Raw genomic sequence first — 17378 nt, 5'->3', positions numbered from 1 at the left:
CACTCTTCGTACCGGACCCGATGAAATATCACGACTTGCGCGACTTCCTGTCGCAACTTGAAAAGACCGGCGAACTGAAGCGGGTTGGTGTCGAGGTCGATCCGCACCTCGAAATGACCGAGATCTGCGACCGCGTGCTACGTGCCGAGGGGCCGGCTATCCTGTTCGAGAAGCCGAAAGGCCATACCATCCCGGTGCTTGCCAATCTGTTCGGGACGCCCAAGCGGGTGGCGCTTGGCATGGGCGAGGAGTCGGTGCAGGCCCTGCGCGAAGTCGGCAAGCTGCTCGCCTACCTGAAGGAGCCCGAGCCGCCGAAGGGACTGAAGGATGCGTGGGACAAGCTGCCCATCCTCAAGCAGGTCTTGAATATGGCGCCGAAAACGGTGTCGAGTGCGCCCTGTCAGGAAATCGTCTGGGAGGGTAAGGATGTCGATCTGGCCCGTCTGCCGATCCAGCATTGCTGGCCGGGCGACATCGCGCCGCTGATCACCTGGGGTCTGGTGGTTACCAAGGGGCCGCACAAGAACCGGCAGAATCTCGGCATCTACCGCCAGCAGGTGTTGGGGCCGAACAAGGTGATCATGCGCTGGCTGGCCCATCGCGGCGGGGCGCTCGATTTTCGCGATCACCAGATGGCGAAGCCGGGCGAACCTTTCCCGGTGGCCGTCGTGCTGGGCTGCGACCCGGCGACCATCCTCGGCGCCGTGACGCCGGTGCCGGACTCGCTGTCGGAATACCAGTTCGCCGGCCTGCTGCGCGGCGGCAAGACCGAGCTGATCAAGTGCCTCGGCTCTGGTTTGCAAGTGCCGGCTTCCGCCGAGATCGTCCTGGAAGGGGTGATCCATCCCGGCGAGACGGCGCTTGAAGGGCCGTATGGCGACCACACCGGTTACTACAACGAACAGGCCGAATTCCCGGTGTTCACCATCGAGCGCATCACCATGCGCCAGAATCCGATCTACCACAGCACCTACACTGGCAAGCCGCCCGACGAACCGGCGGTGCTCGGCGTGGCGCTCAACGAAGTCTTCGTGCCGCTGTTGCAGAAGCAGTACCCGGAAATCGTCGATTTCTACCTGCCGCCGGAAGGCTGCTCGTACCGGATGGCCATCGTCAGCATCAAGAAGCAGTACCCCGGCCACGCCAAGCGGATCATGTTCGGCATCTGGAGCTTCCTGCGCCAGTTCATGTATACCAAGACCATCATCGTCGTCGATGACGACATCGACATCCGCGACTGGAAGGAAGTGATCTGGGCGATGACGACGCGCATGGATGCCAGCCGCGACACCACGCTGGTCGACAACACGCCGATCGATTACCTCGACTTCGCCAGCCCGGTGGCCGGCCTCGGTTCCAAGATGGGGCTGGATGCGACCAACAAATGGCCGGGCGAAACGACGCGGGAATGGGGGCGGCCGATCGTCATGGATGATGGGGTGAAGCAGCGGGTCGATACGATGTGGGGCGATCTCGGGCTATGACCCTCCGGGTCGCCGCCCTCGACCTCGAACAGCAGGCCCTTGCCGCGGCCTGGCTGGATCTGCTCGATCACTATGCCCGCGACCCGATGGGCGGCGGTCAGGGGCTGTCGGCTTATGCCAAGGAGCATCTGGTCGAGGCGTTGAAAGAGCGGCCCGGTTTCCATGGCGCGCTGGCCTTTCAGGGCGACAAGCCGGTCGGGCTGATCAACTGTTTTGCCGGCTTTTCCACGTTCGCCGCCCGGCCCTTGCTGAATATCCACGATATCGTCGTGCATGCCGAGCTGCGTGGTCAGGGCATCGGTCAGGCGTTGCTCCACTGGGCCGAACAGCGGGCCAGTGCCCTGGGTTGCTGCAAGCTGACGCTGGAAGTGTTGTCCAACAACCGGCGGGCGATGGCATCTTACGAGCGGGCCGGTTTTGCCCCTTACGTGCTCGATCCGGCAGCCGGCCATGCGCTGCTGCTGCAGAAGTTGATCAAGGAGAACTGAACCATGCCGGAACCCGTACCTGTCGTCGATCTGCAAGGCGTCCGCCCGTCGCTGGTCCAGCTCACCCATTTCATCTACGGCCTGCACGCCATCGCCGTGCTGGTCGGCGTCACCTCGGCGGCGACCATCGCCGGCGGTTTCGTTTTCGGCTTGCCCTCGCTGTGCGCGGTGTTTCTCAATTACCTGAAGCGCGGCGACGTCACCGGCACCTGGCTGGAAACGCATTTTCGCTGGCAGATCCGCACCTTCTGGTTCACCTTGCTGTGGCTGGTAGTCTATGGCCTGCTGGTGATCACGATCATCGGCATCCCGGTGGCCTGGGCCGTCATCGTCGTTCTCGGCTGCTGGGTCGCTTACCGGGTATTTCGCGGCTGGGCCGCGCTGTTCGGAGTGCGTCCGGTCGGCTGAGCGCTCACTCGTTGTCGAGCCGGACGGCCTGCTCACCCGCCCGGCGCTCGGCGACCCAGACGAGCAGCGCATCGATTGCCGCAGCGCCGGCCTGGGAACGCGGGTGATTGATCAGGAAGGTCACGGCGTAACGCCGCCCCTGGGCATCCAGCGCATAGCCGGCGGCGGTCTTGACGCCGTCGAGCGTGCCGGTCTTGATGTGGGCGCGGCCGGTGGCTTGCGTACCGTTCAGGCGTTTTTTCATCGTCCCGTCGATGCCGACGATCGGCAGGCTGGAGACGAATTCCGGCATCACCGGGTTTTTCCAGGCATCCAGTAGCAGGCGGTTCAGACTGCCGGCGCTGATCCGTTCGCGGCGTGACAAGCCGGAACCGTTTTCCAGTTCCAGTTCGGCAAAGCGCAGGTTGCGCCCGTTCAGCCACTCGCCGATGCGCTGCTGCGCCCGCTCGGCGGTGCCTGGCTCGGTGCTGTTGCCGAGGGTGAGAAAAACCTGCCGGGCCATCACGTTGTTGCTGAACTTGTTGATGTCGCGCACGGCATCGGCGAGCGGTGCCGATTCGTGCTGGGCGACCAGCTGACTGCCGGTGGCGACGCTGCCGCTGCGCACCTGGCCGGCCAGGCTGCCGCCGAGTTCCTTCCACAGGCTGCGCATCAGGCCGCCGGCCTGGGCATCGGCCGGGAGCGGCGCGAGATTGAGCGGCTTCTCGCCGCACAGTGCGCTGTAGGTGCCGGTCAATTCGAGCCGGTTGCCGCCGTTTTCCGGAATCAGCCGGGCGGTAATCAGGTCTTTCCAGTTGCTGCTGCAGGCGCCGTTGCCCGAACGCAACTGGTTGTCGACGCGCAGGTTGTCGCTCGGCGTTTCCATCAGGACGCGCGGCTTTCCGTTGTCCGGCAGCAGCGTGAAGCGCAGGGCGCGGAAATTGATCAGCAGGCCGTCCGGGCCGACGTTGTAGGGGCGCATCGGCTTGTCGTCGAAGGCGCCGGGGTCGATGCTCGGGACGTCGAAAGCGGTACGGTCGAGGACGACATCGCCGGCGATGTGGGCGATGCCGCGGACGCGCAACTGGCGGAGTAGGGCCGCCAGGTGTTCGATGGCAAAGCGCGGGTCGCCGCTGCCTTTCAGATAAAGGTTGCCGTTCAGGACGCCGTCGACCGGGGCCGCGTCGATCCACGCCGTGGTTTTCCAGGTCCACGCCGGGCCGAGCAGGTCGAGGGCGGCATAGGTCGTGACCAGCTTCATCACCGAGGCTGGATTCATCGGTTGCGCCGCGTTGTGGGCGACCAGCGGCGTCGCCGCATCGACCGGCTGGACGACGACGGCCACGTTGGCGGCCGGAATCTGCGCCGCCTTCAGGGCTTGCAGCACCGTCGGCGGCAGGCCGTCGGCCAGGGCGCCGAAGGAGAGCATGGCGCCGGCCAGCAGCGCGTTGAGGCGCTTCATGTGCTCAGCGTCGGGTAATCGAGGTGGCCGTGCTGGCCGCCCTGGTGGAAGGTGCCGGCATCGGCCGCGTTGAGGCCGCCGAGGCGAACCGGATCGAACAGGGTGGGGGACATGGCAGAAAAATGGGGGCGGCAGAGCCCCCATTCTACGTGCGCCAACTTAGTTCCGGTACAGCTCGAAGCCGGAGATCAGGCTGTCCAGCTGTTGTGCCGTGACCAGCAAGTCATCGACGGCGCGCTTGGCCGATTTGGCCGAGCTGGTGTTTTGCTCGATCAGGTCGGTGATCTGCTGCATGCTGCCGGCGACTTCCTCGCTGGCTACGCCCTGCTGCCGTGCCGCATCGGAAATCTGGCTGGCCATCCGCGAAACCTGGCTGGACGACTGATTGACGCCTTCCAGGCCGGCGACGCTGTCACGCAGCTTGCCGATGCCGGTTTCCACTTCCTTGGCTGCAACGCTCATGCTGGCGACCGCCTGGGCGGTGACCGACTGGATTTCGTTGACGGTGTTGTTGATGTCGGCTGTCGAAGTGGTCGTCCGTTCGGCCAGTTTGCGCACTTCGTCGGCGACGACGGCGAAGCCGCGGCCCTGTTCGCCGGCCCGCGCCGCTTCGATGGCGGCGTTGAGGGCGAGCAGGTTGGTCTGGCTGGCAATGTCGGCGATGACCTGGGTGATGTCGCCGATCTTGGCGATCGACAGGTTGAGTTGGTCAATGGTCGCATTCGAGGCATGCACCGCATCGACCACCCGCGCCGTGGCATCCATGCTCTGATTGATGTTGGCATTGCTATGGCTGACCTGCTCCTGCGAATCGCGGGCCGCGGCCGCCGTGTCCTGGGCATTGCTGGCAACTTCCTGCACCGACTGGCTGAATTGCTCGGTTGCCGCGGCGACGCCTTCGACGCTGGCCTGTTGCTGTTCCGACTGCTCAGCCACCCGGAGCATTTGCGATTCGAGTTCCTTGCTATGCACGTCGATGGCATGGGAGGCCGTGCCAATTTCGTCGAGCATGACTTTCAGCGTACCCTGCATGGTCGCCAGATTGCACAGCAGCACGCCGCACTCGTCGCGCCCGGAAACATCGATCTCGTCGGTCAGCTTGCCTGCGGAAATGCGCTCGAAATGCGTCGCCGCCTTGCGCAGCGGCCGGGTAATGGCAGCGACCAGCAGGGCTCCGCCAATCAGCGCCAGGACCATGGCGAAGAGCATGCTGCCGATGCTGATGTTGCGAACCGTGCGATAACGCTGTTCCGCCGTCTGGAAATTGTGCTCGGCACTGCTGGCTAGTTCCTTGATAAGGATTTCTCCGTTTTGCCGCATCTCGGCAAACAGCGGGTTGATCTTGAGCAGCAGCAAGGTATTGCCTTCCTGGTACTTGCCTTCTTTCAGCAGTTCGCGGGCGAGGTTGATCCCTTCCTTGGAAAAGCGCTCGCGGGTCTCGCTGAATTTGGCAAGCAGTGCCTGCTCCGTATCGGTGAATTTCAGCCTTTTCATCTCATCGAGCAAGGCGTTGATTTCCTGACGGTTCTTCAGGGTTGCCTCGATGTGTCGGTCGAGCGGGTGATCGTGCAGCTTGGCATTCGGGTTGGACGGATCGTGCTGCAAGGCGAGCATGATCTGCGAGCGATTGTCGGTAAGCAGCGCCATCATCCGGTTGGCGGAGTTCGACGGAAGCAGCTTCTCGCGGTACAGGGCGGCCATTTCGTCGTTGGTTTCGGCAATGCCGCGGATGCCCAGCACGCCAACCAGCGTCATCAACGCCAGAATGACGGCGATGGCGACCCACAATCGCGTGACCAGGGAAAGCGAGCGCTTGCCGGATTGGGGCAGCTTGCCCTTTTGCCCGGCGGCTGTATAGGCGGCCTCGGCGGCCGTCCGCTTGTCACGGCTGACCGGCGTTCGAACCGATTGGTAGCCGGTGATCTCGCCGTTCTTTTTGAGCGGGACGACGAAGGCCTCAACCCAGTAATAGTCGCCGTTCTTGCAGCGGTTCTTGACCATGCCTCGCCAGGGCAGGCCGGATTTGACGGTGGTCCACAGATCGGCAAAAGCAGCTTCCGGCATGTCCGGGTGGCGAACGAGATTGTGGTTTTGGCCGAGCAATTCATCGCGCGAGAAGCCGCTGATCGCGACGAATGCATCGTTGGCGTAGGTGATGCTGCCTTTGAGGTCGGTACGTGAAACCAGATAGCTATCGGGCGGGAAGGGAACTTCTCGTTGGCTGACCGGCTGATTGTTTTTCATGTTTTTGGGAATTGTTCTTTTTGGAAACCTGCCGTCGAGGCGCGCTGGAGCTGGCGTCTTGGGCAAACATGCGACGAATCTAAACACAGAAACACTGAACGCCGTAGGGTTAAATTTTTCGTTTTCATTTGTCATTTTGCGATTTATGAAAACGGAATCCAGAGGCGATGGCGAATCGTCGGTCGGAACAAAGTGCTGTTTCTTTGCCGTCAGGCGAGCATCGACAAATTCATCCGCTGAGCTCGGTGTCGCCAGTCGGTGACAGTTTTATCCGATAAAAAACAGTTGCTTGGGTTTATTCAGGGCCTGGCTGTCGCCAGACCACGACAGAATTTGCTGCCCTCGCGCTGTCGATCTGAAAAAACACCCGATAAATCAATTGGATGGCCTCTGGTATGGCATTTGCTGTTGATGTAGGCATCACCGTACTGCCTGGGTGTTTTGGCGACCTTGCCAACGACACCTTGCTGTTTTTCGATTCAAAGTAATAAGCAGGAGGACTGCCGCCGATGTCTAATAATCCGATTTCCATTGCGCCAATTGCCAGCCTCGTTCGACGTCACCTGGTCGCCAGCCTGGGGTCTTTCAGGAAAAAGAAGGCCGCCAGAACAGCGGGTGTTGCCAAGGATCTTTGGCTGAGCATCCCGAGCAGCGAATTCGACCAGGTCGGGTCGACCGGATTTGCCGGGGACGACGACGAAGATGTCAGCCCGCTGACCGAGGCGGAAATTTACGTCATCTTTGGCCGGCGGAAGGATGCCGAGGCGGTTCTCGGCTCGGCCTTACGCAGCGGGCGAATCAAGGCCGAAGAAATCGCCGCCTTCTGGCTCCGGATGGCCAGCGAGCGCGATTGCCCGGCCAATTGCTGATTTTTTTCAGCCTGCCGCCTATTGGGTTTTGATCTCGCCGATGGGGGCGTCTGACGGTTCGTCGTCATCCAGGCTCATGAAACTTCGCCGGGGAGTCTGCTTGGCCTTTTCCATCGCTTCGCGGCGTAACGCCGCTTCTCTCGCCCGCTGCTCGCGCATTTCCTGTTCTTTCGCCAGGCGCAGTCGTTCATGCTCGAAATAGACCTTGCTCTTGAATGCCGCTTCGCCAAGAAGCAGCAGGAAGCCGAGCACGGCAAGCGCCGTCACCATCGTCCAGAACGGCTTCTCCAGCGCGGTATAGAGGGCGATGCCGGCAAGCAGGGCTCGCCATGCCAGGAGCCATGCAAAACTGGCATGGGTTTTAAGACTTGAATGATCCATAGCGGTGCCGCTTACTGCGAAAACAATCCCTTGTGTTGGTGTCCGTGCGCCAAGCGGGGCGGATCAGCAGATCGATGGCCCCGGGCGACAGCAGATGGGTCGACTGTCGCGATGCCCAACAAAAAGCCGAAAACCCGTACCTTCTGGAAGTTTTCGGCCTTCTGCGGTCTTGCTTGCATTCGAGTTGGTGGAGTAAATCAGAACTGTAATCTTTCCCTTGATCGCTGTGCCTGATACTGCGTATCCTTTGGGCAAACCGACGCAATCCTATATAGCCAAATCAGACGTGTCGACTCTGCAGCATTGTTTGAACTGCATTGGAAACAAGCAATAATTCCGTGCGTTTTTTAATTTTAACTCCAGCATCGACGTACTGCGGCATACTCGTCAAGTATTGAGAAAATTTCTCGTACATAATCCGCAGAACTCCATTGCTGAGCACGGATATGCCCCAGTTCGATCTTTTTCTGGCGCAAGCTGGTATCTTGCAACAATTGTCGAACTGCAGTGGCGATCGATTCCGGCGCCGTTGTGTCGACATATAGAGGCGCATCCTCTAATTGTTCCCGGGCGCCGTCATAGTCCGACATGATCACTGGGCAGCCGAGGGCAAAGGCTTCCAAGGGAGGCAGATTGTCGGGACCGAATAGGGTTGTGTAGGTAAGAGCGAATGCCCCTTGATAAAGCGCAATCAGGTCTTCACGAGTAACAAAGCCGAGAAATAGCACCTGTTGCTCTATGCCAAGGGTGCGCGCCAGCGATCGCACGTAGTCAAGGTTTCCGTGATCAGAACCGACTAGCGCGAGCTGGAACGGCTCAGTCTCACCGTCATTGAGCAAGCGCAGTGCGTGCAACAAATTAGCGTGGTTTTTGTGTGCCCAGAATTGTGCCGGATAGAACAAATAGCGGCCCGTAATCCCCAAAGCCGAGAGTCGGGATAGAAAGTCGGATTGTGGTTGGTTTAAGCAAAAACTGGGTGTCGGTAAGGGAAGAACTCGGATTCGCTTAGCGGGAACTCGATAAAATCTTTCGATCTCGCGACGGCCCTCTTCGGTGCCGGTAATGACATATGCAGCTCGCCTGACATAGCGACTAAAAAACTCTTCGCGGATATCCCAAAGGCCCCCTTGGCTGACTTCAGGAAACCATGGCTGCAGCCGGTGTTGAAGGTCAAAAACGGTGGTAATGTAGGGCACGTCAAAAGCTTCGTGCTCATAGTGTCCTATCGACCAGGTGAATTCGATTTCATTACACGCCAAGACATTTGCGGCACGACTGATGGTTTCTTTTTTGTCGGCAAGTGCTGTGCTGTGTCTTTCTAGAACACGCCGCAAGAATCGCATTACGCGCCGGCGTGGCGTGAGCGGTGGCTCAGGTGCTGCCATGGGAGAGACATGGACGTTAAGAGGATGGCCCGGAAGGGCAGAAAAATCCTTATGTTTGTCATGCTCGCAAATAATGTGGAACTCGTGCTTTGATTCCGCTGCCAACTCCAGAAAGGATCTAAAGACATCCTGCTGGTAGGTAAATACGCCGCCAGAATGCGGGGAAAAGTCATTAAAGAAGAACCCGACCTTCAACCCGCGCTCCCTGAGTGCTGACGGCTAAGAGGCAAAGCCTCAGCTTTGCCCGGCTTTTTTCGCACGACGTAAGTCATGTTCCAATCATCGCTAGCCAATGTCTGATCCACCTCCAAAAAGGGGCATCGGAAAAGAACCTCAAAACCAAGGGCCGATAACAGGTCGGTCATTTCTTGAGGAAAATAAAACCGCACATGATGGTTTTCACTGAAACGCTTCACCGCGCCATCGGCATACTCGACCTTGAATTCGAACCTTACGATAGCTTGTTGCGTAACACCATCCAACGTCGTACGGGAAATTCGCTCCACCTTGCGCTCGTCATCCTCATCTTGCCTGACCTTGTGAGGGGAATACTGTGTTAGCACCGCGGCACCGTTCCATACATCGAAAATGAAAATGCCGCCTGGCGCAAGCTTCTTTGCGACATTGTGCAAGGTCAGCGAAAAGTCCGCGAAATCAGTGAGGTAGCCGAGCGATGCAAACATAGCCAACACAACGTCAAAAGAGCCCGGAATTGCGTTGGCAGTCTGAAAGGAATACTCATGAAATCTTATATCCAACCCGCGATCAACCGCGTTTTTGCGGGCCACCGCAACCATTCCTGATGAGATATCGCTGCCCTCTACAGCAAATCCCATGGCCGCTAACTCTAGTGCATGGCGCCCAGTCCCACAGGCCATATCCAAAATCCGGACCGATGCGTCATTTTGCGGCGCGTAGCGCCGTAGCAAAGCGGCGACAAACTCAGCTTCACTAGCGTAGTCCTTATTGCGATATATCAGGTCATATATTGCGGAATATTCGTCGAACGGAATCGGCTCATGTTCTTCAGCCGTCGCGAGCGCAACTGCACTCATTGGTTCAACGCTTCGATTAGGCTCTGACATACGTAATTAATGTCATCATCAGAGATTGAAGGGCCGCTAGGCAGGTAAAAACCCCGCAGCCCAAGGTCATTCGCAACCGGGCATTCATCGGCCCGGGTCCAGCCGCGATTGATAAAAATCTCTTGCATGTTGTACGGCAGAAAGTTCTCGCGGCTTTCGATGCCCTTTTGTGCTAGCGCACGCATCACTTCTGCGCGCCGACCAGCATTGCGGCCTTTGACGAGCACTATATACATCCAGTGCACACTACGGGCATACGGCTTTTCAATCGGCAACTGCAGGTCATCGCGGCTGTGCAGGCGTTGGTTATACTTCTCAGCGATCGTCCGCTTGGAACTGATGATCTGTTCGATTTTACCGAACTGGGCATGCCCAATCGCCGCCTGAAGATTTGTCATGCGGAAGTTATAGCCAATGTCCTTGTGCATGAACTTGTTTTGGTCGCCGAACGCCAATCCCTTGAGATTACGTGCGCGGGCAGCCCACTCGGCGTTGTTCAATGTCAGCATACCGCCTTCACCGGTGGTGATCACCTTGTTGGCGTAGAAACTGAAGCAGCCGATGTCGCCGATGCCGCCTACCTTGTGACCTTTATATAAAGCACCATGAGCCTCCGCACAATCTTCGATTACATAAAGATTGTGTTCGCGCGCAACCTCCATGACAGGGTCCATGTCGACCGGGTGGCCAAACAGGTGAACCACCAGGATTGCCTTGGTCTTGGGAGTGATCTTCGCCCGCAATAGCGCTGGGTCAAGATTCAAAGTGTCGGCCTCAGCGTCAATCGGCACAGGGTGAGCGCCCTGATATAGCACCGCGAAAAACGTTGCCATATTGGTCAGAGAGGCGACTAGCACCTCGTCGCCAGGACCGATCGACAGGGTAGCTAGTGCCAAGTGTAGCGCGGTAGTTCCGCTGGACACCGATACGCCATGAGCGCAATCGCAATAGGCCGCAAATTCCTGCTCGAACATCGGCAGGTAGTCTCCAAAGAAACCCGAGATGGCACCCTTGGCCAAGGCTTCATTGACGTGATGGCTCTCTTCTGCCCCTAGTAAAGGCTGCGAGACTGGTACGCGACGCATGGGCGCGGACGATTGTTGATGCGGTTGCACGGACATGATGTCTTTCAAAGGCCTGTAGTCAGCGGAACGTCAAGACGGAAGGTGTCGCTTTCGTATTCCTTACCTCCACGCGGTCCCTTGGTAAAGACAAGGAGTTCCGCCTCCTCCAAGCCAACAAGAGCATGGCGCACATGGGGGCCGGTAACAATGAAATCACCAGGCTTCATGACCGTCTCAACCGCTGGCTCACCGGGTATCTGACTGACCAGCTTGATACTGCCGGATATCAGATAGTTCCACTGGGTGGTTTCCTTGTGATAGTGGTTGGCGCGTACAGCACCTTTGCTGAACGTGATACGGGTAATTGCGTTGATAGTCTCGTTTTCGAGAAGATCAGTAATTTCACCGCGAGCATCCTTGAATGCTGGGACCAAGGAAATTTTCTCCATTTGGAGTTCCTTTAAAAGTAATCAGTCGACGATTTTTGGGAAAGGGATCGGAATAATGAACTTGCCTCCGCGACGCCGAAACTCATGCAAGTTAGCAATGATCTCCTCGGCAAAATTCCAGGCCAATAGCAAGGCATAGTCAGGTTGACTGTTGAGGAGCTCTTCGTCAGACACCACGGGAATGTGCGCCCCCGGGGTAAAGCGGCCGATTTTTAGCTTTGATTTCTCAGTGACGAAATCAAGTACGTCTGTATCAAGGCGACAATAATTAAGCAGGGTCATGCCCTTAGCGGGAGCGCTGACGGCTGCGATGCGCTTGCCCTGATGCTTGAGCGAATGAAGCAACCACGTCAACTCTTCCTTGTTACGCCGTACGGAAGCAGCAAACTCGGCCAGCTTGTCGTGACGATATATGCCCATGTCAACTTCAGCTTGCAGCATGCGTTCTACATTCGGAGAGACCGGCCACATGCCAGCCCTGCCTACATGCACGCGGAAAGAGCCACCATGGATGTCTCGCTCCTCGATATGAAATATTTCCATACCGTGTTTGTGGAAAAAAGCCAACAGAGGCTTGACCGACAAGTACGATAGATGTTCGTGATAGATGGTGTCGTATTCGTTGTGCTTGAGCAAATTGACGAAGTACGGCGCTTCAAAAATCAATACGCCTTGTTCGCTGAGCAGAGATTTGACACTGGAGATGAAGGCGTCAACGTCGTCGACGTGGGCAAATACATTGGTCGCGGTAACTACCGATGCATGACCTTTGTCGGCAACGATAGTGCGAGCGGTATCTTCATTGAAAAAGTCACAAATGGTGTCGATGCCATTGGCCTGCGCGATCATTACGATGTTTGCCGCAGGGTCGACCCCTTGCACCCGCAAGCCTTGGCTTCGGAAAGCGCCCAGCAGCACGCCTACATTGCTGCCAATATCCACTGCCAAGTCCTTTGGGCCCAGCTTCAAGCGCGACACCACGCTGGCAGCGAACTCGGACCAATGCGCCTGACCGGTACGTGTGGTGGACGACTCGTAGGGATAGTCGTTGCGATATAAAACCTCAGGGGATACGACATGACTTAATTGAGCCAAGCCGCAGTCGTCGCACATCATTACCTGCAAGGGATAATGAATGTCCGGTTCACGCGTCTGATCCTTGCGCCGAAATTGGTCGGCCGGAGGCGTAAAACCCAAGTCGAGAAATTTATGCAACTTGGTGCTGCCACACATACGGCAATTCATGGGAGGTTATGCCTTTTTGTTTTATGGATTCAATGGAGTCAGCTAATCCGCGGGATTATATCCGATTGCCCTCGTCGAGTTAAGTTCGGAACCCGGTCGCCAGGGCGCTGCCGGCGGCAGGTTTCAGCATCCAAACCCCGGGCAAGGGGGGCAGGATCGAGAGCAGACGCTGCGCTGCCATCGGCGAACTCGATTGGCTCAATCCGCTCGGGTTGAAGGTCTGCTGGTCCAAGCTTGCATCAATCGCCAGCATCGAATCAACGCGCGAGAGCGGCTATCTGGTCGAGACGGAGAAACGCTAGGTGACCAGTTTGCTCCCCGCCGACAGTCGCCGTATCCTCCATGCGGTGCGAACCCACTGGTGCATCGAGAACGGCTTGCACTGGTGCCTAGATGCCACTTTCGGCGAAGACGTCAGCCTGATCCGCTTGCGCAATCCCGCCCAGAACCTCTCCTTTCTGCGCCGCCTCGTCTTGAATCTCTTTCGTGCCGATAAGTCTCGCTCAATCAGCATGCCCCGAAAACTCAAGGCTGTCGCCTACAATCCGGATTGTCTGCTTGTCGCTTTTCAGTTGCAGGAACTTTGATGCGCCAGCCCTGGCCCGGCCGCTGAGCCGATACGTTGGCTCGGTTACAACGAATTGACCGATCTCAGTTCTCGTCCAAAGATTGCACGTGTGCTGGAGGAAACAATGATGCAAAGTCCACCCTGGGAAACTCATCTAATTCGCCACCAGCAGTCGCGTTGAAAATGCGGATGCCATGATGCTGAGCGATTTGCTTGACGGCTCGATATTGCTCCCAAAGTCGCGCTAGTCCAATAAACTCTGTATACCAAGAACGAGGCTTGCCGCTAACATCTACCGTGCAGTCCTTGCCGCGCAAAACCGTTGGCTCGAAGAAATATTTATATTCGCCGCTGCGGAAGTGGTCATGGTCTGTGCCGAGGAGATATATCTCCGAAAACCCCATGTACATGGCGATCATCAAGCACATGACGGGGACAGACTGGACGGCAGGTATACAGGAGGCAATATCTGGAAGTTCGTCTATCGGATATTCGGAAAATCCGCCTGAGAAAACCGTATAACGCACTTCGCGTCCGACAAACAATGCTTCCTCGCGCACAACAGGCTCTTCTGTATAGTTTAGAAAAAGCGTCGCGTGCTCCAGTTTCTGGTGCATTTCACGGAACCAGGCAACTACGTCGGCTTGAGACATCAAGCCATAGGTAATTTGCGGCACGCAATGATATGCGGGTGCAATTTCCGAATATTCAGAGTGCAGATAACCGCTTGATACTGAAATCACGTGCTCGGACTTGAGCATGCTAATGTCTTGCTGTTTTACGCTAGGTCCGTTGGCAAGAATGAAACAACGCTGACCTGCATGCCGATTGCGCAACTCCGTATTCGGAGCGGCTAGACCAAGAGGCACGCGCAAGCGATCCAGCTCTTTCCGCAAGTGTTTGCCTCTACGCATGCTGCGTAGATAACTGCGTAGCGATTGAAGTATCGATATCACGATTCTAACGAGCAAGCCATCTTTTGGGCTTCACGTCTACACGACGTCATCGTTTCAGTTGGATTTATCATTTTTTCTGGCAACTGTCGATTTTTCTTAACAAAATTGATGGGGTCTGCAGCATCTAAATTGCTTCAACGCTCAGCATTTTGGCTGATGTTGGCTGCGAAGGCTATCCATTCACGGTTGAAATCGGTGTTTATGGGATCTCGGGAATTGCATTGTCATTGGTACGCTCGTCAGTGCCGGTTTGACCCGCGATTGATGACGTCATTGGCCAGTAGCTTCCTCGCCTCTTCCCGTCGTTCGTGGGCGCCCTTCAGGCTCGCATCGGGATAGATGCCAAGGGCCGAGCGCTTTTCCTTGCAATTGAATCGGTTCTTCAGTCGCCAGCGTTTATCCCGCTATCGATATTTCGAAGTACAGGTCGCCCCCGCCGACCAGGCTTTGCGCTTGGCTTGGCAGTGCGGGTCGTGGTGTCGGTCAGGGGCGTTTGGGGGCATTCTCTATCGGGCAATGGGCGGATGCCCCGAATAATGGCCCCGCACTGCTATGGACAAAAAATAGGCCAGAAACCTTGGTCTGTCGGGGTTTTCTGGCCTTCTTCGGGCTACTCTAAACTTGTTTCTGGTGGAGAGGATGAGGATCGAACTCACGACCTCCGCATTGCGAACGCGGCGCTCTCCCAACTGAGCTACCCCCCCAACTGCAACAATTCTAACTCAGTCTAATTCCCATCTCAAAGCCTAATAAGCCTCTGACGCTATCGCGGTGGAACCTGCCCGGAAAAATCGGCTCTCAACTGCGGTGACCAGATGCCTGAAAAGGAGATGCGATGCACCGTGGTGATTTGCTCGACAAGCGCTGCCAGCCATGCACGGGCGGCACGCCGCCGTTGTCCGCCGAAACGTCGCGTGGTTTGTTGGAAATGCTGCCCGGCTGGGCGTTGCGGAACGAACGGTTGGAGAAGTTGTTCGCCTTCAAGAACCATTATGAGGTGATGGCCTTCGTCAATGCCATTGCCTGGGTGTCGCACCGCGAGAATCATCATCCTGAGCTGACGGTCGGCTACAAGGATTGCCGAGTCTGTTACTCGACGCACGCCATCAACGGTTTGTCGGAAAACGACTTCATTTGCGCCGCCAAGCTGGAGCGGCTACGGGAAATTTGACTGCTTCAGCCTGGTCCGGCGCCCGCCACGGCGCGGCGCAGGCGATCGGCGACGGCCGCCCAGGCCGGATCGTCGGGCAGTGCTTCGACGGTGATCAGACTCATTCCGGCGTGGTCCATATCGCGTAACGCGGCATACAGCTCATGGGCATAGCCGACCGGATCGGCCGGCAGCATGCGCCAGATATGCGGCATGCCGGCATGCGGCGGCAGGCTGTGGCTGATGACGCCGCAGGCGTCGCCCTTGTGGCGCTGGGCGTTGAGAAAATCGAGCAGGCGTTCGCTGGCAATCAGTCGCATCGGCGTCTGCGGAGCGTAGTGTGCCGCCAGCGAGCCGGAGACGCGCGGTGCGCCGATGGCGGTTTCGATCGCCGGACGGCAGCCGAGCACGGCTTCGAGGTGGGCCGGGGAAATATGTCCGGGGCGCAGGACGACGGCTTCGCCGCGCGAGCAGTCGACGATGGTCGATTCGATGCCGACGGCACAGGGCCCGCCGTCGAGAATCAGCGGCACCCGGTCGCCGAGTTCTTCCTGGACATGCGCCGCGCTGGTCGGGCTGATCCGGCCGAAACGGTTGGCCGACGGGGCGGCGATGCCGCCATGGCCGCCGCTGGCGGCAAAGCGGCGGAGCAGTTCGAGCGCCACCGGATGACCGGGGACGCGCAGTCCTACGGTGTCCTGGCCGCCGGTCACGGCGTCCGGCACCCAGGCCTGCTTCTTCAGGATCAGCGTCAGCGGCCCGGGCCAGAAGGCTTCCATCAGTTCCCAGGCGACGGCCGGCACCTGTTCGGCCCAGTGGTCGACGGCGTCGTGGCCGGCCAGATGGACGATCAGCGGGTGGTCGGCCGGGCGGCCCTTGGCGGCGAATATCTTGGCGACGGCGGCCGGATTGGCGGCATCGGCCCCCAGGCCGTAGACCGTTTCGGTCGGAAAGGCGACCAGTTTGCCGGCACGCAGCAAGTCGACGGCGCGGGCGTATTCGGCTGCGGAAGGCGTCATGCGTCCTTGATGCCGATCGCCGTACGTGCCGCCAGCGCTGCTTGCTGCACCGTCGCGGCGTCCTCGCCGATCACTGTGAAATGGCCCATTTTGCGACCGGGGCGGGCGTGGTGCTTGCCGTAGAGGTGCAGCTTCAGATTGGGCACGGCATGCAGCTTGGTCCAGTCGGGTTCGCGATAGCGTTCGCCGTCGAACCACAGGTCGCCGAGCAGATTGACCATGACCGCCGGCGAATGGGCACGCGCTTCGCCGAGCGGCAGGCCGCACAGGGCGCGCACCTGCTGCTCGAACTGGCTGGTGACGCAGGCATCGACGGTGTAGTGACCGCTGTTGTGCGGGCGCGGCGCCATTTCATTGACGATCAGGCGACCCCGGCTGACGAAGAACTCGACGCCCATGGTGCCGATGTAGCCGAGTTTTTCGGCGATCCGGGCGGCGACCTCTTCGGCATCGCTCTTGACGCAACCGGTGGTCCGGGCGGGCACGATCGAAACGTCGAGGATGCCGTTGGTGTGCTGGTTTTCGCCGGTCGGAAAGCACCGAACCTGGCCGCGCTGGTCGCGGGCGAGGACGACCGAGACTTCGTAATCGAGGCTCAGGCGCTGTTCCAGCACGCAGGCTTCGCCATTGAAGCGGGCGAATGCCAGAAGGGCCTCGGCGGAGTTGTGGACCGTCGCCTGGCCCTTGCCGTCGTAGCCGAAGCGGGCAACCTTGAGGATCGCCGGAAACAGCGACGGGTCGGCCTTCTTGATATCGTCTTCGCCGTGAATCGCGGCGAACGGGCCGTGCGGCAGGCCGTTGTCGCGCAGGAAACTCTTCTCGGCGATACGGTTCTGGCAGATGGCGACGGCCGCTGCCGACGGGCGGACCGGCACGAACTTGGCCAGGTAGTCCAGCGTCTCGGCTGGGACGTTCTCGAATTCGGTGGTGATTGCCGCGCAGCCGTTGGCGAACTCGTCGAGCGCCGCAAAGTCATCGTAGGCGTCGCAGAAATGGCGCTCGGCGATCAGGCCGGCCGGGCTGTTCTTGTCCGGGTCGAGGACCCAGACCTGATAGCCCATTTCGTGCGCGGCGGTGACGAAGAAGCGGCCCAGCTGGCCGCCGCCCAGCATGCCCAGCGTGGCGGGCGGCAGGATCATGGT

General features: G+C 58.6%; 18 protein-coding genes and 1 tRNA gene. 6 read left to right on the top strand and 13 right to left on the bottom strand.

The annotated features are described in order from the left end of the window. The first annotated feature begins 20 nt into the window (after nt 1–20). The 3 genes from ubiD to KI611_RS19810 are packed head-to-tail and all read left to right on the top strand — an operon-like array spanning nt 21 to nt 2380. Nucleotides 21–1484 (top strand): 4-hydroxy-3-polyprenylbenzoate decarboxylase, encoded by a 1464-nt coding sequence (ubiD, locus tag KI611_RS19820; protein WP_226417369.1) that lies wholly within the window; start codon nt 21–23, stop codon nt 1482–1484. Beyond that, complete coding sequence (locus KI611_RS19815; protein WP_226417368.1) at nt 1481–1972, top strand: GNAT family N-acetyltransferase; 492 nt, start codon at nt 1481–1483, stop codon at nt 1970–1972. The genes ubiD and KI611_RS19815 overlap by 4 nt, the downstream gene beginning before the upstream one ends. Nucleotides 1973–1975: 3 nt before the next feature. Next, nucleotides 1976–2380, top strand: coding sequence for a DUF4870 family protein (locus tag KI611_RS19810; RefSeq protein WP_226417367.1), 405 nt, complete (start codon nt 1976–1978; stop codon nt 2378–2380). Nucleotides 2381–2384: 4 nt separating this feature from the next. On the opposite strand, the gene dacB is transcribed toward KI611_RS19810, so the two are convergent. Beyond that, nucleotides 2385–3821, bottom strand: coding sequence for a D-alanyl-D-alanine carboxypeptidase/D-alanyl-D-alanine-endopeptidase (gene dacB / locus KI611_RS19805; RefSeq protein ID WP_226417366.1), 1437 nt, complete (start codon nt 3819–3821; stop codon nt 2385–2387). Between the two features lie 159 nt (nt 3822–3980). Next, a complete protein-coding gene (locus tag KI611_RS19800) occupies nt 3981–6065 on the bottom strand; it encodes a methyl-accepting chemotaxis protein (RefSeq protein WP_226417365.1) in 2085 nt (694 codons plus the stop codon). Between the two features lie 509 nt (nt 6066–6574). On the opposite strand from KI611_RS19800, the gene KI611_RS19795 reads away from it, so the two are divergent. Then, the gene (locus tag KI611_RS19795; protein ID WP_226417364.1) at nt 6575–6934 is read left to right on the top strand and encodes a hypothetical protein; all 360 of its coding nucleotides are present in this window, start codon (nt 6575–6577) and stop codon (nt 6932–6934) included. Between the two features lie 18 nt (nt 6935–6952). Here KI611_RS19795 and KI611_RS19790 read toward each other — a convergent pair whose 3' ends face one another. The 6 genes from KI611_RS19790 to KI611_RS19765 all read right to left on the bottom strand — a co-directional run bounded on the left by KI611_RS19790 (nt 6953) and on the right by KI611_RS19765 (nt 12531). Beyond that, a complete protein-coding gene (locus tag KI611_RS19790; RefSeq protein ID WP_226417363.1) occupies nt 6953–7315 on the bottom strand; it encodes a hypothetical protein in 363 nt (120 codons plus the stop codon). 353 nt (nt 7316–7668) lie between these two features. Then, nucleotides 7669–8895, bottom strand: a complete 1227-nt coding sequence (locus tag KI611_RS19785; RefSeq protein WP_226417362.1) for a glycosyltransferase — start codon at nt 8893–8895, stop codon at nt 7669–7671. Beyond that, nucleotides 8892–9755 (bottom strand): class I SAM-dependent DNA methyltransferase, encoded by an 864-nt coding sequence (locus KI611_RS19780; RefSeq protein ID WP_226417361.1) that lies wholly within the window; start codon nt 9753–9755, stop codon nt 8892–8894. The genes KI611_RS19785 and KI611_RS19780 overlap by 4 nt, the downstream gene beginning before the upstream one ends. After that, the gene (locus KI611_RS19775) at nt 9752–10906 is read right to left on the bottom strand and encodes a DegT/DnrJ/EryC1/StrS family aminotransferase (protein WP_226417360.1); all 1155 of its coding nucleotides are present in this window, start codon (nt 10904–10906) and stop codon (nt 9752–9754) included. Before KI611_RS19775 ends, KI611_RS19780 begins: the two co-directional genes overlap by 4 nt. An 8-nt stretch (nt 10907–10914) precedes the next feature. Beyond that, nucleotides 10915–11298 carry a cupin domain-containing protein gene (locus tag KI611_RS19770; protein WP_226417359.1) on the bottom strand — a complete coding sequence of 128 codons (384 nt, stop codon included), beginning with the start codon at nt 11296–11298 and terminating at the stop codon, nt 10915–10917. A 21-nt stretch (nt 11299–11319) separates the two neighbouring features. Further along, nucleotides 11320–12531: a class I SAM-dependent methyltransferase gene (locus KI611_RS19765; RefSeq protein ID WP_226417358.1), complete on the bottom strand. Its 1212-nt coding sequence runs from the start codon at nt 12529–12531 to the stop codon at nt 11320–11322. A 314-nt stretch (nt 12532–12845) separates the two neighbouring features. On the opposite strand from KI611_RS19765, the gene KI611_RS19760 reads away from it, so the two are divergent. After that, nucleotides 12846–13130, top strand: a complete 285-nt coding sequence (locus tag KI611_RS19760) for a hypothetical protein (RefSeq protein ID WP_226417357.1) — start codon at nt 12846–12848, stop codon at nt 13128–13130. 64 nt (nt 13131–13194) lie between these two features. Here the strand turns inward: KI611_RS19760 and KI611_RS19755 are convergent, their stop codons facing one another. From KI611_RS19755 to KI611_RS19750, 3 genes are all read right to left on the bottom strand, one after another. Then, complete coding sequence (locus tag KI611_RS19755; RefSeq protein ID WP_226417356.1) at nt 13195–13872, bottom strand: hypothetical protein; 678 nt, start codon at nt 13870–13872, stop codon at nt 13195–13197. 434 nt (nt 13873–14306) lie between these two features. Further along, nucleotides 14307–14453 (bottom strand): Arm DNA-binding domain-containing protein, encoded by a 147-nt coding sequence (locus tag KI611_RS22220; protein WP_413464017.1) that lies wholly within the window; start codon nt 14451–14453, stop codon nt 14307–14309. A gap of 242 nt (nt 14454–14695) precedes the next feature. Further along, nucleotides 14696–14771, bottom strand: a tRNA-Ala gene (locus tag KI611_RS19750). A 131-nt stretch (nt 14772–14902) separates the two neighbouring features. Between KI611_RS19750 and KI611_RS19745 the strand changes: the two genes are divergently transcribed. Next, nucleotides 14903–15238 (top strand): 4a-hydroxytetrahydrobiopterin dehydratase, encoded by a 336-nt coding sequence (locus tag KI611_RS19745; RefSeq protein ID WP_226417355.1) that lies wholly within the window; start codon nt 14903–14905, stop codon nt 15236–15238. A 5-nt stretch (nt 15239–15243) separates the two neighbouring features. Here KI611_RS19745 and KI611_RS19740 read toward each other — a convergent pair whose 3' ends face one another. Then, nucleotides 15244–16236: an L-threonylcarbamoyladenylate synthase gene (locus tag KI611_RS19740; RefSeq protein WP_226417354.1), complete on the bottom strand. Its 993-nt coding sequence runs from the start codon at nt 16234–16236 to the stop codon at nt 15244–15246. Continuing rightward, nucleotides 16233–17375 carry a 5-(carboxyamino)imidazole ribonucleotide synthase gene (locus KI611_RS19735; RefSeq protein WP_226419952.1) on the bottom strand — a complete coding sequence of 381 codons (1143 nt, stop codon included), beginning with the start codon at nt 17373–17375 and terminating at the stop codon, nt 16233–16235. Before KI611_RS19735 ends, KI611_RS19740 begins: the two co-directional genes overlap by 4 nt. Between the last annotated feature and the right edge of the window lie 3 nt (nt 17376–17378).

This window comes from Dechloromonas denitrificans (assembly GCF_020510685.1).
GTDB lineage: Bacteria > Pseudomonadota > Gammaproteobacteria > Burkholderiales > Rhodocyclaceae > Azonexus > Azonexus denitrificans_A.
The sequence above is the reverse complement of the archived record's forward strand: the minus strand, read 5'-3'. Positions and strand labels throughout refer to the sequence as shown.